General features: G+C 43.3%; 8 protein-coding genes. 6 read left to right on the top strand and 2 right to left on the bottom strand.

The features are described 5' to 3' along the window. Positions 1 to 233 precede the first annotated feature (233 nt). Positions 234 to 6,641, bottom strand: coding sequence for an alpha-2-macroglobulin family protein (locus tag MKO06_RS13320; protein WP_241552563.1), 6,408 nt, complete (start codon positions 6,639 to 6,641; stop codon positions 234 to 236). A gap of 227 nt (positions 6,642 to 6,868) precedes the next feature. On the opposite strand from MKO06_RS13320, the gene MKO06_RS13315 reads away from it, so the two are divergent. The 4 genes from MKO06_RS13315 (at position 6,869) to MKO06_RS13300 (ending at position 11,631) form a co-directional block, all read left to right on the top strand. Then, positions 6,869 to 8,623 carry an SLC13 family permease gene (locus MKO06_RS13315; protein WP_241552562.1) on the top strand — a complete coding sequence of 585 codons (1,755 nt, stop codon included), beginning with the start codon at positions 6,869 to 6,871 and terminating at the stop codon, positions 8,621 to 8,623. Positions 8,624 to 8,788: 165 nt separating this feature from the next. Next, positions 8,789 to 9,148, top strand: a complete 360-nt coding sequence (locus tag MKO06_RS13310; RefSeq protein WP_241552561.1) for a DNA-binding transcriptional response regulator — start codon at positions 8,789 to 8,791, stop codon at positions 9,146 to 9,148. 73 nt (positions 9,149 to 9,221) lie between these two features. Beyond that, entirely contained in the window at positions 9,222 to 10,190 is a 969-nt protein-coding gene (locus MKO06_RS13305) for a HEAT repeat domain-containing protein (protein WP_256946185.1), read from the top strand. After that, positions 10,180 to 11,631: a glycosyltransferase family 2 protein gene (locus MKO06_RS13300; protein WP_241552559.1), complete on the top strand. Its 1,452-nt coding sequence runs from the start codon at positions 10,180 to 10,182 to the stop codon at positions 11,629 to 11,631. The genes MKO06_RS13305 and MKO06_RS13300 overlap by 11 nt, the downstream gene beginning before the upstream one ends. Here the strand turns inward: MKO06_RS13300 and MKO06_RS13295 are convergent. Beyond that, a complete protein-coding gene (locus MKO06_RS13295) occupies positions 11,628 to 12,875 on the bottom strand; it encodes a YaiO family outer membrane beta-barrel protein (protein WP_241552558.1) in 1,248 nt (415 codons plus the stop codon). The genes MKO06_RS13300 and MKO06_RS13295 overlap by 4 nt on opposite strands. A 111-nt stretch (positions 12,876 to 12,986) precedes the next feature. On the opposite strand from MKO06_RS13295, the gene MKO06_RS13290 reads away from it, so the two are divergent. Further along, on the top strand, positions 12,987 to 13,901 hold the full coding sequence (locus MKO06_RS13290) for an alpha/beta fold hydrolase (protein WP_241552557.1): 915 nt from the start codon (positions 12,987 to 12,989) through the stop codon (positions 13,899 to 13,901). Then, positions 13,898 to 14,758 carry an aldo/keto reductase gene (locus tag MKO06_RS13285; protein ID WP_241552556.1) on the top strand — a complete coding sequence of 287 codons (861 nt, stop codon included), beginning with the start codon at positions 13,898 to 13,900 and terminating at the stop codon, positions 14,756 to 14,758. The genes MKO06_RS13290 and MKO06_RS13285 overlap by 4 nt, the downstream gene beginning before the upstream one ends. Positions 14,759 to 14,943: the final 185 nt, after the last annotated feature.

The raw sequence follows: 14,943 nt of genomic DNA, 5'->3' as shown, positions 1-14,943 counted from the left end.
TTGAGGGTTTTTTTATGATTACTATCCAAAGCTAAGAAGTAAGCCTCACGATTTAATGCAAGTATTTAATAATTCTATTAGCCGGTTCTTTTAAAATTAGCCTGGTCTTGATCTCTCTTTTCCAAATTCCAGGTGAAGGATTAAAGAAATTTAATCCCTATCGCATTTAGCCTTTTCCGGAACCAGCTTTTGTTAAAAATATCGCTTGGTTCCTGAAATTACTTACTTACTGATTATTCCCTGATTTCCACCTTTATTCCCTTCGTATGGCCAGAAAACTCGGGAGCGTACATGCTTTCGATACTGGTAATTCCATTGGAGAAAGTTCCGGCATTGTTCGCCCTAAGCGTATATTCCAGCACATAGGTACCCTTTGGCAGCGAATCGAAAAAGAAATGCGTCGCTGCATCCCTCGTACTCTGGTAATAGGCAGTCCCGTCCTGGTACTTATATTCTGAAAGCACATCGGTAGGTTCAAAACCACTGGCTCTCATGTCTTTTAAATGAATAAAGTCCATGTTGGCTGAACTCCTAACTATAAGCCGAACGCTAACCAGGTCTCCAAGCTTCAAGGGGGTTTGTGTGTCGATCTTCTTTAGAAGCCCGTTTCTGTTCAGGTAAAGTTCTTTTTCTATGCTTAAAGGCCCGTCATTATGATCTTTGATCTTGTCCAGGTCCTCGAAATATTGCCAGTATGCTCCGCCAAATCCCGGACTGGTATTTTCATTCTTGATCTGGATATCACCAAGGTCTTTAGTGATCTCCTCAGCCTGCCAGTTCAACCTGAAGTAACCTGTTCCAGCTTCTTTTTCGGTCGCTTCCAATTTGGCTTTCGGAAGCGGTTTTCCACCAAGACTGATAGCTGTGTTTTCCGAAACCTCCAACCAGTCATTTCCGCTCATCAAAAGCGCATAACTGGCCTGGGTGGTGGCCTTGGTGCTGGACCAGTGGTTGGTACGCTTGTTCTGAAGCAACCAGATCTTCATTTCCTCGATAGACTCGGTTTCTTTCAGGACCTTATCAAAGGCTTCGATGATCTTTGCCTGGGTTTCGACAGCGGTTCGGCTGAAAAACCAGGATGACTGATTCTCTTTCCAGTACATGCCATATTCATCTGAACGTACCGCCTGTTCTTTAAGTGAAATCAGAATGTTCTTTGCTGTTTCATTTTCTCCGAACTTCTCCAGAACCAGTGCCAGTTGAGCCTTATCATAAAGAGGCAATTCCAGCCAGTTTTTCTTCTGAACCCTGACAAGACTATCTACCAGGCTCTTCATGTTTGCAGGAAATTCAAATTTATTAAGATGGTCTTTGCGGGCATGCAGGTACCTGAGCGCAAACCTACTTCCATAAAATGCCTTTTTTCCGGCTTCAGAATCTAACTGACTCTCCCTGTACCTGAATTCACTGTCGAGGTAAGAGATGGCATTCCTAAGTACCTCTTCTGCTTCCAGCTCGATTCCAAGTTCTTTTAACCTGGCCATCCCGCTAACGATATACTGGGTGATATACCAGTTATCACGGCCTCTGGAAAACCAGGGAAAAGCACCTGAAGAATTTTGAAGCAGTCTTAATTTCTGAATATTTTCTTTAAGCTTCTGGTTTATTCTATTCGTATCGAAAAGGTTTCCAACCCGTTGTTTCTGGGCTGCCTGGCCTTTGGCATCCATGACCCAGGGAGTTTCGTTCAGCAAAATAGCGTTGAGATCCTTATTTTTATCCAGTTCGCTCTCAAGAGCGCCATTTTCTTTCCAGGATTCGAATACATCAGCGATTTTGGGGTTCGAACTAACGATCTTGTGCCCGATCGAATTGGCAAAAATCCGCGAAAAGATCTGCTCAGAACATTCATGTTCATATTCCATTAGATAAGGCAGACTCTGAATCGCGAACCAGGCAGGGTTGGAGGTATATTCAAAACTGAACAAATGGTTTTGCAGGCTTTCTGAATCCTGGTTCCTGAGGGATTCAAAGCTGAAATTCTCTGTTTCCCCGCTGCGTACGAACAGGGGAATACTTTCCTTGACCAGCATTCGGTTTTTAAGAACTGGAAGCATGTTTTCTTCCCCGTCTGAAAAATCACCGGCGCTTGCCAGCACGCGGTAGGTGACCGCCGGGATCGTATCTGGCACATACAATTTCCAGGTTACCACTTCGCTTTGTGAGGATTTTACGCTGAAACTTCGCATGCCTTCACCGTTCTCCATCGCCAGGTCAACAGGCTGCATATTTATGGCGTTAAAAAGTTTCAGAGTGGCATTCCCGGTTAGCGTTTCCGAAGAAAGATTGCTGATCTTGGCCTTGAATATTATACTGTCTCCTTCTCTTAAAAATCGTGGAGGATTCGGATTAATGCTAAGCTCTTTCTGGGTTTGAACCGTTTTTTGAAGTTTGCTGGTTGTCCAGTCCCTGGTATGTGCAAGCAACCTGAATCTCCAGCTGCTAAGGGCTTCAGGAGTGGTAAAACTGAATTCGAGCTCACCCGATTCGTTCAGCTTGAGATCAGGGAAAAAGAAAGCGGTCTCATCGAGATTTTTCCGGGTTTCTACGTTTTCGAGTTGCTGAACGCCGGCTTTTGTAGTTATGATCACCACACCATTTTTAGCACGAGCTCCATAAAGGGCGGTAGCCTCAGCTCCTTTGAGTACCTCCATGCTCAGGATGTCGTTTGGAACCAGGTCGATTTCGGTGGTAATCTTACCGTCAACCACATATAATGGTGTTTCGCCATTTTCGCTACTCATGCCTCTTATCTGGATAGCTTCTCCAGCCTGCATCTCAAGGCCTGCAGCCGCTCCGGCCAGCATCATGGGAGTTTCCTCCATGGCCTCCTGATCATAATTTACCACCACCACCTCGTCTAGGGCAGCCGAATCCTCCCTAAGACTAATGTAAATTCGTCTGGTATCAACCAGTAATACTTCTTCAGTGGTAAAGCCCAGGTTAGATATTGTCAGGTAATCACCAACTTTAGCATTAAGGGCAAATTCACCGTCAAAGTTGGTTGTCGTACCTGTTGTGGTACCAGTGATGATAACGGTAACGCCGGGAAGGGGCAGCCCATCTTCGTCGGTTATCACCCCGCGAATATTGCCTTCCAGTTTTTTACTTTCATTTTTTTTCTGGTTGATGTACCTGCGATACTGCCAGTCGTTATTGATTCCAAAATTGAATCCGAAACTTGACAGTTGATCAAAGCTCAAATTAGCTGTTCGATACCTGTAGATTCTAGGAAAGTTGTTTTTGAAGTTTTCTACCTGGCCTGTAGTGGCATGCGTAAATGTTGGGAAATAGGTTCTTTGCTGGTAAAAACCTGGATCGGTTTTCCAGTTGCTTTTTTTGAACTGGTCCAGCGAGGCGTCGTACATAGATGCCAGGATCTCGGTATCCGGGATGCGGTCTTTATCATCGCGAATACTGAAACTCCAGGTTTCTTCTATTCCAGGCTGAATCTTATTTCTGAAGGTTTTGGTGCTGATCTGTATGGAAGCGGCCTCCTGTTCAAGGTTTAAATTCAGCTTTATTTCGAGAACGGAATTCTGATATATCCCTGAAATTTGCACCAGTATCTCATTATTCTGAAAATTTTTCAGCGGAATGTTCAGCAGCTTTTTACGGTTTACCGTGTGGTCTTTGCTGTATATTTCCTCATATCCGTCATAAACCGAAACATTCAGAACAAGATCTTTATAGGCGGTAAGGATCTTCAGGCTGATGTTTTCATCCTGCCTGATGCTTTCCTCGTTAAGCACAGAAGCCAGCAGTCTTTCTTTGGTGTTTTCATCCTTTTCAGCTTCTGATAGCCTCAGCAGTTTTTTTAAACTGGTAGTGCTCGAATTGTTCGTGGCATCGACCTCGATAAGGTAATTTCCCGGTTTCCAGTCTTCGGGTATCCTAATTTCATCTTCGAACAAACCGGTAGACTCAAAATTTGCCTCATAAACCAGTTCTTCTTTTGGTTGTTCCTCGGGTTTGATAGCTTCTTCATAGGGCTCTTCCGGAAAATACCGTTTAAATTCCTCTTTTGAGATCAGGTTGAATTCCGGTGCATACCAAAGTCTTGGACGTGTGGTGCTCGCAGGGGAACGTAGTTTGAAAATCCTGAATTCACCAGTAACAGGGATCCTGTTATCATTCAGGTTTGTAGTGCTAAGACTCATGTTGATGCTGTCCCCGGGGCTGAAATTTTCGTCGATTTCCAGGACAGCCAGTAGATTCTTATTACCCAGTTTAACAGAAGTTTCTTTTTCGCGGGTTTCCCCGGTAATATCGGTTGCAGAAGCAGAAATGCTGTACCGGTAAATGAGATCAGGATCGTCCAGGAGGTCTTTTTCAGCTATCGCCTTAAAAGTGATATTAAAATCCCCGTTTTCATCTGTAGTGACCGAGTCGGTTTCGATCACCACCTCTTCCGAATAATATCGATACCACCAGTCGTTGACGAATCGTTCTCTTTTTATTTCATAATTCACCCAAACATCAGGGATGGGTGCACCCATAAGGGAACTCACATTTCCGCTGATACTTACCTCTTCATTTAGTTCAAAACTTTTATTAATGCTGTCAAAGACGACCTCAAAACTGGGTCGTTTATATTCCTCGACACTGAAACCGGTATAGTTATAGAAATATTCTCCCTCATCCCAGATCTCGTTCCAAAAGGGCGTTTCAGAATCTGTATCTTCTTCAGAATAAATATTGAATTCCCCGGTGATCCCGGTTTCAGGAATTTTGAAACTACCTGTGAACGAGCCGTATTCATTGGTCTTATACCTGAATTCCTCGATTTCGCTGCCATTTGGATCTTCGATATAAACCGGAACGAATTCATTGGGCACGGTTGAGGTGCTGTCGTTCTCGTTCTTTAGAAGAACGCCTTTGAAATGTACGGTTTGCCCGGGCCTGTAAATTCCGCGGTCCAGGAAAAAGAGGGTCCTTGCATGCATTTCGCGGTCATCGGAATTTCGATAATACCTGTTTCGGGAATAGGGGCTGAACAAGGTATCCTTATCCTTGATAAAATTGAAATAGTACCAGTTAGTTCCTCCCTGATTATTGACCCTGATTTTGCCTTTAGTATTTGTTTTTCCCCAGTTCCGGGTTGAAACCCGACTTCCCTGGCTTATGACTTCTGTATTGCCAACAGGTTTCCCGTTCGTACGCTCTCTTACATTTAAGACCGTATGCTGGTCAAACCTGGTTTCGGAGACGCTGAGGCTGGAAACCTGGTAAAAGCCATAACTATTGTTGCCTTGAGGATCTGAAAGATACACCAGGTAACTACCTGCTGGCTGTCCTTTTAATAAGACTTCGGTTGAATGAGTTTGATGATCTTCGGGACCCGGGAGAACGACCAGGCTGCTATCGTTTATCTTCGAAGCATGGCGTTTTACCAGCGAATCCCTTTGCCTGTAATTATAATTTCGGGCTATGTCGAATGGGATTCGTCCAATTTTCACATACAGGCTGTCTACATTCTTATAGGAAAGAAAAATTCGTCCATATTCCTGAGGGGCCAGGAACTCGGGTATCTTTGAATCGAGAGAAGGCATTTTAATAGCTGTTCTTAACCTCCTTGCATTCTGTGCGCTTTGTGTATTGGGATGGTTTTCGATGATAGAATCTGTGATCTCAACTGCCATGGGTAGCCAGTTCGCATCGGGATCGCGGTCTTCCGCGTTTCCGAAGAGATAATACTGGTTCGCCAGTTCATACTGAATATAAGCCTGAATTTTCCGGCCGGCGTATTTATCGCTTTGCGACTTTAATACTTCAACAAAACGTGAATCGGTAGCTTCAGAATCGGCTTTTTCCTTTATGAATTTCATCCTTTCGAGGCTCCAGTAGATCAAGGCATCCACCTGCTTATTGTCTAAATGCATTGCTTCCAGGTTCTGATATAAGTTAAGCTTAAGGAATGCCGATGTTTTTTTTTGTGGAATATCAATACTGGTAAATTCAGCAGCCGCAGACATTAGCTTGGGATCTTTCCAGTCGAAATCCTCCTCGCCAAATTCTTCGGTAAAAAAGGAGGAATCTGAATATAATTCCAGGGCCCTCCTGGAAACCAGGTCCAGAAGGCTAGGTTGAAAATCACGATTATAAGCCTTCTCGTTTAATAAAACTGCGATGTCCTCCACGGGAGTTTCGATCAGGATTTCCTTGTTTTCCAGTGATTTGCTGTAGGCTCCCAGGATCGAATCTTTCAGGGCCGGAAGCGACCAGGTTAACAGGTTGGTCTGTTCAGGATCGACTACCTCACTTCTATTTCTCATGCGGTAACGGTTGCTGCTAAAATACTCCTCAAGGAATTCTGCCTTGTAAGACTGGAGCAGGTTAGAATAGGGAACTGGTAAGTTAGCTATGCTACGGTTCACATCATCAAGGATGTATTGCTCGCTATCCTCATGATTCAGCTGGTGGAACTTATAATGATAGAGTTTGGCTTTAAGTAATTCGGCGTTCCTGTTCTTCTGCATGGAGCGGTCTATGATCTCCTGTACGATAGAATCGGCCGTGGCGGTTCTTCCAACAAGTTCCAGGGAATCAGTTTTTCTCCAAAGGTCCTCAAAAGCGTCCTGTTCCTGGGCCTGGCAAACCAGGCTAAGCAGGAACATACATCCTGAAATGAATTTTTTCATGAGCAATAAATGGGTAGTTCAGGCTTCAATTTAGGAAAATTAATTGCATTAGACCGAAGACCTAAATTGCCTGGTTACCTGGTAATCGCTAAGGTATTGCCTTTCAGTTTATTGGGGTTTATATGGATCTAAATCTGAATAATTTCCCAATTTTAGGCCAGAAACCGGTCTTAAAGTCTTTTCATGAACATATTTCTTTATCTTTAATTTGGACTAATAAAATTCAAATGGAAATAGCCCTGGTCATCGGCTTGCTGCTGGTCGCGATCTTTTTGTTCGCTACCGAAAAATTCTCGGTAGACGTGGTTACGATCGGGGTGCTGGTTATTTTATGCATTTTCGGGATCGTAACACCATCTGAAGCTTTCGCTGGCTTCAGCAGTGATTTTATGATCATCCTGGCTTCGATATTTGTTATTTCGGCAGCCCTTTCAGAGACCGGTTTGCTGGATATCATCGGTTCGCAGCTTATCAAACGGTTTAAAAGTCCACGGATCTTTGTTGGGTACACCATGCTCATTACCGCGGTCTTTTCGGCCTTTATGAACAATACCACCATTACAGCACTGGTAACCGGGCCGGTGGTGGGGATAGCCCGGAAGCTTTCGGTAAGTCCGTCTAAAGTACTGATCCCGGTGGCCTATGCATCCATTCTCGGCGGAACCTGTACGCTCATTGGAACCTCCACTAACGTAGCCGTTAGCGGGTATATAGCCAGCGTTGGAATGGAAGAATTGCATTTTTTCGAGATCTTCTTCATTGGTTTGATTCTGACCACGGTAGGAATTGTTTTTATGCTGATCTTCTGGCGGAAGTTGTTGCCAGATTATAAAGAAGCCGGATACACCGAAGAATATAACATCAAGCAATACCTATCTGAGATCGTTATTCCCGAAGGTTCAGAATTAGTTGGCCAGACCGCGTTTACCTCTGGTCTTGCTGAATGGAATGTTCGTATCATCAAGATCATTCGCGGGAAAAAGGAGATCATTCCTAATTCGTCCACCTTGCTCGATGAAAAAGATATCTTGCTGGTGGAATGCAAAATGGATGATCTTATCAAGGTAAAGGAAGCGGTTGGTATGGCCGTTCGGGCCGATACCATGGTAAAGGATGAGATCCAAAGCGACCAGGTAAGGTTAATGGAAGTGCTGGTTACCCCGGGTTCTCCGCTTATCAATAAGACTTTAAAGGATATAAAGTTCAGACAGAATTACGATGTGGTCGTACTCGCGATTCATCGGTATGAAGGTATGGTTTCCCAGAAGATCGGGAATCTTCGTATAAAAATGGGGGATGTTTTATTGGTGCAGGGGACGGAGGAGGCTACCGAAGCTATCAAGAACCTGCCGGAATTTTCGGTGATGGGGGACTTTAAGGTAGATCTTTTCAAAAAACGGAAGGGAATTTTCGCGGCGATCGTTTTCCTGGTAGCCATCTTACTGGGTTCACTCAATATTTTACCATTATCGGTTTCGTTCCTGGCTGCGGCCCTGGTGATCGTTGTTTCAGGGGCGATCAGGGTTGAAAGGGCTTACGCTATCATAAACTGGCAACTGCTTATTCTAATTGGAGGAATGAGTGCGCTTGGAACCGCGATGGAAAATTCGGGCGCTTCAGAATTCCTGGCTAACAATATTATACATCTGCTCGGCGATTTTGGGGTAATGTGGGTAATGGCAGGATTCGTGGTGCTGGTGATTATTTTAACCCAGCCCATGTCTAATGCAGCTGCAGCACTGGTAGTTTTACCGGTGGCCATTCAGGCTGCCGAGATGCTTCAGGTAGATCCGCGTTCTTTTGCCATTGCCATTATGCTGGGAGCTTCGGTTTCCCTGATAACGCCATTTGAACCCTCATGCATTCTGGTATATGGTCCCGGAAAGTATAAGTTCATAGATTTTATCAAGGCAGGACTACCTTTAACTGTCATCTTAACTATAATCATCCTGTTGCTGGTCCCTGTATTCTGGCCACTTTAAGAATAGTTTACGAAAAACTTTCGGTTCTTATAAATTTGCACGGAATTAAGGTGAAAGAAATTTCTTACCATTAATACCTATAAGAAAGATGAATTGCTTTCAAAATTCCTTAAAATGTTTTCAGATTTATGGAAATTATTATCTTTCTGCCGTAAAAAATGTTTGATGAAAAAGGTTTTGGTGATCCAGGAGGATTTGATTATTCTAAAGATTCTGGAAAGACTTGTGAGCCTTAATAATTATGAATGCAAGGCAATACCTTCATTGAGTGATTTGAGTATCGAAGATCAGGAATCTAACTTCAATTTTATTATCACCGATATTTTGTTTGAAGGAATTGCACCTTTACAGTTCGTAGCCCAGGTACAGGAAATTCTTACACATGAAAATCTTTTGATAGTGACCAGTATGGGGCAGGACAAGATCAAACAGGAAATTTTTGCTTTAAGCGGAATTTCCGGTTTTTACGCCGTACCGATAGATCTGGATGAAATTGATGCTACCCTAAAAGCCTACAATGAATGAAATAAGCCTACTGTTCTTCATAAAAATCTTAGTCTTGCTGTTGGTTGTTTGTTGGATATCCATTGGCGTAAGTATGTTCTACCGCCGTATACGAACCAGCAGACTTGCCCTAATTGAAGCGACCTTTGCCGACCTGGTAAGCAGATACCTGTACAATGATCCTGCAAATCCATTAAGTGTTCAACAAATAAACGACCGACTTAAAAAAACAGGAATTCGACCGGCTAATCGCAATAATGTCCAGTACCTGATCTCGCTGATGATCCGAACCCAGCGAAGTATTTCGGGCAGTAATTTTACCAAGCTGCAAAAGCTTTATGGGATGATCCCACCTTACGGAGTTTCCATTAAAAAGATAAGTAGCTGGAACTGGTACCGGCAGGCTAGAGGGATCAGGGAAATCTATGAGATGAACCAGGTGCATTACCTGGATGAAGTTTTAAAGTATCGAAACGATAAGAATATCTATGTAAGGCGGGAAGCCCAGATCGCCATGGTGGTTTTCCTCGGTTGGGAGAGCCTTCGGTTTCTTCCTTATCTTAAATGGAACATGACCCTCTGGCAGCAGATCAAGGTGGTTGAGAAACTCTATGATTTTTATCCTCAACCCGATCTAAAATGGCTTCAGAAGGTTTATGGAACCGAACGGTCTTTTGCTAAACGATTGCTGATGCGTATCATCAGGAAGTTCGAACTGCAAAGCGAGGTTGAATTTATAATGAAACACCTGGCCGATGAAGATTACGAGGTTAGGGAAACAGCGATCTATTGCATCAATACTTTTTCGGTTTCTTCGGCTAGTATGGCCTACATAAAGAATGAATATGACAAAATTCCTGATGCCACCCAGAAGCTTCAGCTCATGAATTATATTTATGAAAACTCTAATATGGATCCGGAATTTTACCTCGAGAAATTATATGGTCCTAATGAAGATATTAAATTGAATGTAGCACAGATCCTCTGGAATAACGGGTATAAAGAAAAGGTTCAGGAGTTCTATATGCAGCAATTTCCAAAATCCAGTTTGTATGTGGGATAGTGTGGAAAATTTTTTTGGGAGTGGTATCGTTTATGACCTGACGAATTATTTCTTCTTTACCTACGGAATTATCCTGCTGTGTCTTTATTTCGCTGGAGTTCTCTTAGCTTCCAGGGCTATAAGGAGAACCAAAAGAAGAGCTACTTTTCTCCAGGTTGGAGATATTGTAAGCGCAACAGATATTCCTTCTGTTACGCTGGTTGCACCGGCTTTCAATGAAGGGCTCACAATTATCGAAAATGTGAAATCCCTCTTATCCATCCAGTATCCATATTATGAGCTCATCCTGGTTAATGACGGTAGCAAGGACGATTCCATGGAAAAACTTATCAGGGAATTCGACCTGGAACAGCATGATGCCAGTTTTATTTCCCAGCCTATCCCAACCGCTTCTGTAAGACATATTTATCGAAGCAAGAATAAAAAGTATACCCATCTAACGGTGATCGATAAGAACAATGGTGGCCGGGCAGATGCCCTTAATACCGGGATCAATTTTGCCACTACCGAACTGGTGGTATGTACTGATGCTGATTGTATCATTGAACAGGATGCATTGCTGAAGATGGTGAGGCCTTATCTCGAGGAAAATAAGGAGGAGATCATCGCCTGTGGAGGCGGAATTGGGATCGCTAACGATTCGATCGTTAAAAACGGGGTCCTAAAAGAACTTAGGTTACCCAATTCCATAGTGCCGATGGTCCAGGTGGTTGAATATATACGCGCATTCCTGTTAGGAAGAATGGCCTGGGGAGAAGTGAACGGCCTAATGCTGGTTTCAGGGGCTTTTGGAATGTATCCTCGAAAACGACTGCTTGAAGTAGGCGGCTTTGATAATAAAACGGTGGGGGAAGACCTGGAACTTTGCATCAGGCTTCGCACCCATATGGAAAATTTAGGGAAACCGTATAAGGTGGTATATCTACCGGAAACCCTTTGCTGGACAGAAGGGCCTCCGGATTATAGTATACTTGTAAAACAACGGGATCGCTGGGCACGCGGACTTTGGGAAACCATGTCGATCAACAAGAAGCTGTTCTTTAATCCCAAATATCGGTTTATGGGTTTATTTTATTACCCGTACTGGTTATTCTTTGAGTTCGGTGCGCCGCTGGTTGAATTTTTTGGTCTTATTTGTATTATCGCATTTGGGCTATTTGGCTGGATAAACTGGCCCGTCGCGATTCTTTTATTTTTTGCAATTTATTTGTTGGGATGCATCTTTTCTACTGCAGCGATCTTTATGTATGTGAAAAGCTTTGATCATTATACCAGGCCTAAACAGATCATCGAACTCTTACTGGCGGCATACCTCGAGCCTTTTGTATACCATCCGGTGATCGTTTTCGGCCAGATGAAGGGCTATTATAAAAAGCTTTTTGGTATCAAATCTGGCTGGGGAACCATGACACGCAAGGGATTCAAGGTTTCAGAAACTTAAAACCGGAAGCGATATCCCAGGTTAGCTATCAATTGATTTCCGGTATTTCCGTTACTGAGATCTTCCTGAAGGAATCCTCCTGAAACCTGGATGATGTGTTTGGCACCGAGTGTCTTATTAAGTCCAAAATTAAGGTAGTAGGCATCCAGACCAGGATTTTCCTGAACCTGGGTAAAAATGGTGCTTTCATCAGGCGATATGCCGCTTCCCAGTCTTCCGAAGATAAAATTATCGGTATCCTTAAGGTAATACCTGATGTTAAACTGGTAATTCTGTACCAGCTGACCCAGGGTTTCAGGCCCTATAAAAGCCCTTGTGTTCAGGTAAAATTTCCCGGTGTAGTAGGTTAGTCCCGCAATACCCGTAAAATAGTCCTGCTCGCTGAAATGCAGTAAACGGCCTCCGGCTTCCAATTCGAAACTTTTCAGAAAATTGACAAAGACGCTGGCGCTTCCACGCAAATCCGGATAGATAGTTCCATTAGACAGCCCTAGGTTTACAAAGGCGTAGACGCGGTCGCTAAAAACGGGATAGGCCTCGATCTCATAAAGAGAACCAGAGTCATAATTTCTGTCCAGGTGCGTGATACGGCCAATTACAGCCGAGCGGCCAAAATAGTGAAGATATTCACCTGAGAAGGTGTTCCAGGAATCGCTTTGGCTGTAATCATCGCTAAAATTGATGTACTGGTAATTAAAACCAATTTCGTTAGAAATGGTTCTTTTTAATATATTCTGAATGGTATACCGCTGGTCGTTGTTGAGTTCTCTGTTCGAAAAAAGTTCTAAAGCCAGTTCCCTGGCTTCTTTCTTTTTACCAGCTTTTTCATATAAAGAGGCTTTTAAAACCTGTACCTCCAGGTTTGAATTCTGCTGTTCCTCAAGGATATTGATAAATTCCAGGGCTCGCTGAGAATCTTTAAACAATAGTACCTGGCGATTGGCAAGTTCTGAAACCCCGGGATAATCTGGCACATTTTGCAGTAGATAGATAAGGTCATCACCTGCTAGTCTTATTTGCTCCAGAGCCCAACGGTTTCGAATCCTGAGAATCCGAATGTCGTGATAATCGGGCGCTAATTCAAGGCCCCGGTTTGTGTAGTCCAGAGATTGTTGATAGCTGGTTTCTTTATAAAGGTCAAGTGCTTTAAAATAAATGCTATCCGTATTGGTTTCAGTGATCTCCTGGGCATTGGCGCTGGCTGTGAATAAAATGATAAACAGAAATAAGATTCTCTGTGGCATATTTATAGGTCATTGTATTTGGGACGCTAAATTTAAATTTTAAATTGGTGGGATTAAAAAACTTCCTGTTTTAATTTTTTAGGAATATAAACTGGTTCAATTTCTATGCCTATGAAGCGCTTTTTTTTAGCTTTTAATTTTGCTTTTCTATGCAGCTTCGGCCTGTTTGGACAGTATCAAAGCTTCAAAACAACTGATGGAGAATTGGCTTTTCAGAGTTTTGGAGAAGGTTTTCCTGTTCTTATCATCAATGGCGGTCCCGGAATTAGCAGTTCCGGTTTTGCCGACCTGGCTCAAATGCTAGCCGAAAACAATAGGACCATTATCTATGACCAGCGAGGAACCGGCTTATCAAAACTGGAAAACCTGGATAGCAGCACCATCAATTTAGACCTGATGGTGGAAGATATTGAATTGCTGAGAAAGCATTTAGGATATGATAAATGGATCGTCCTTGGCCATTCGTTTGGAGGCATGCTGGCCTATGCTTATGCCGTGAAACACCCACAAAGAGTACAGGCGATGATACAGTCGCATTCTGGTGGGCTGGATCTTGATATACTTGAAGATTTTGATGTGTATTCCCAGCTTTCAGAAACTTACAGGGATTCGTTGAACCATTATTCTGCAAAAATTCAGTTAGGAGATTCTTCAGAAGAGACTGCCCGAAGGAGAGCTACTATCCTCGCCCGGGCCTACCTGTTTAACGACAGCCTTGCAGCCGGAATTTCTGGTAGATTCATGGATGGTAATATGCGTATTAATTCGCTGATGTGGAAAGACCTGTCACAAAACAATTTTGACCTTTCCGCTGAACTTTCAGAATTCAATAAACCGGTACTCATACTTAATGGAAAGAACGAAGTGGCTCCCATTAACCTGGCAGAAAAAGCACATAAAATTTTGCCAAACTCCAGCCTCGTTATTATGGACCGATGCGGGCATTATGGCTGGCTGGACAGACCCGATATTTATTTGACGGAAGTGAGTGAATTTTTAAAACAACATTCGAAATCAAACCTATGAGATCTGAAACAGTACCTGGAAATATTACTTTAAGCAATGGTTTGAAAATGCCTTCAGTCGGGCTGGGAGTATATAAGATGAAGGACGGAAGGGAAGTTATTAGTTCTATCCTGGCTGCACTCGAAGAAGGTTACCGGCTTATCGATACAGCAAGTTTTTACAACAACGAAGAGGGAGTAGGGGATGCGATCAGGCAGAGTGGGATTCCGCGGGAGGAGATCTTTGTCACTTCCAAATTATGGATCGACGATATGAGAAGCGATAACACCAGGCAGGCTTTTGAGCGATCCCTGGAAAAACTGGGCTTTGATTACCTGGACCTTTACCTGATACACTGGCCGGTTCCGGGGAAATACATAGATGCCTGGCAAACGATGCAGGAATTATATGCAGAGGGAAAAGTGAAAGCCATTGGGGTGAGCAATTGTCTTGAACATCATTTAGAAGAGATCAGGGAGGAAGGTGGTGTCCAGCCTATGTTGATTCAGAATGAATTTCATCCAAGATTAATTCAGCAGGATTTGATCGATCATTGCCAGAATCGAGGCATCCAATACCAGGCATGGTCACCATTGATGAGAGGCAAGATCCTGGATAATGAAGTGCTGAAGGAGATCGGGCAGAAGTATCAAAAAACGGCTGCACAGGTGATACTTCGATGGGCAATACAAAAAGGAGTATGCGTTCTTCCTAAAAGCGTCCATAAAGAAAGGATCAGGGAGAATTCGCAAATTTTCGATTTTAAATTGAGTGCAGGAGATATGGAGAGCATCAATTCCCTGGAAAACGGTACGAGAACCGGGGCTCACCCGGATGAATTCATGGATTATTTTCGTAAGAAAGGAGTGATTGGTTAATTCGAAATTAAACTTTGAAAATTAAAATAAAGCTGTTTTATTTGCAGAATAATTGGGGCTGCCGCATGTCTGCGCTCAGGGCGGGCTGCCCCACAGAAAGATTCAAACTAGATTTGAAAACTTCTGAAAAATTGAAACTGAGTGGTTTATTGAAAAATTCGGGATGTGGCCCTTCGTCTGCGCTC

Source organism: Christiangramia oceanisediminis, from assembly GCF_022570735.2.
Lineage (GTDB): Bacteria > Bacteroidota > Bacteroidia > Flavobacteriales > Flavobacteriaceae > Christiangramia > Christiangramia oceanisediminis.
Note: the sequence above shows the minus strand (reverse complement) of the source record. Positions and strands in the feature narration are given on the sequence as shown.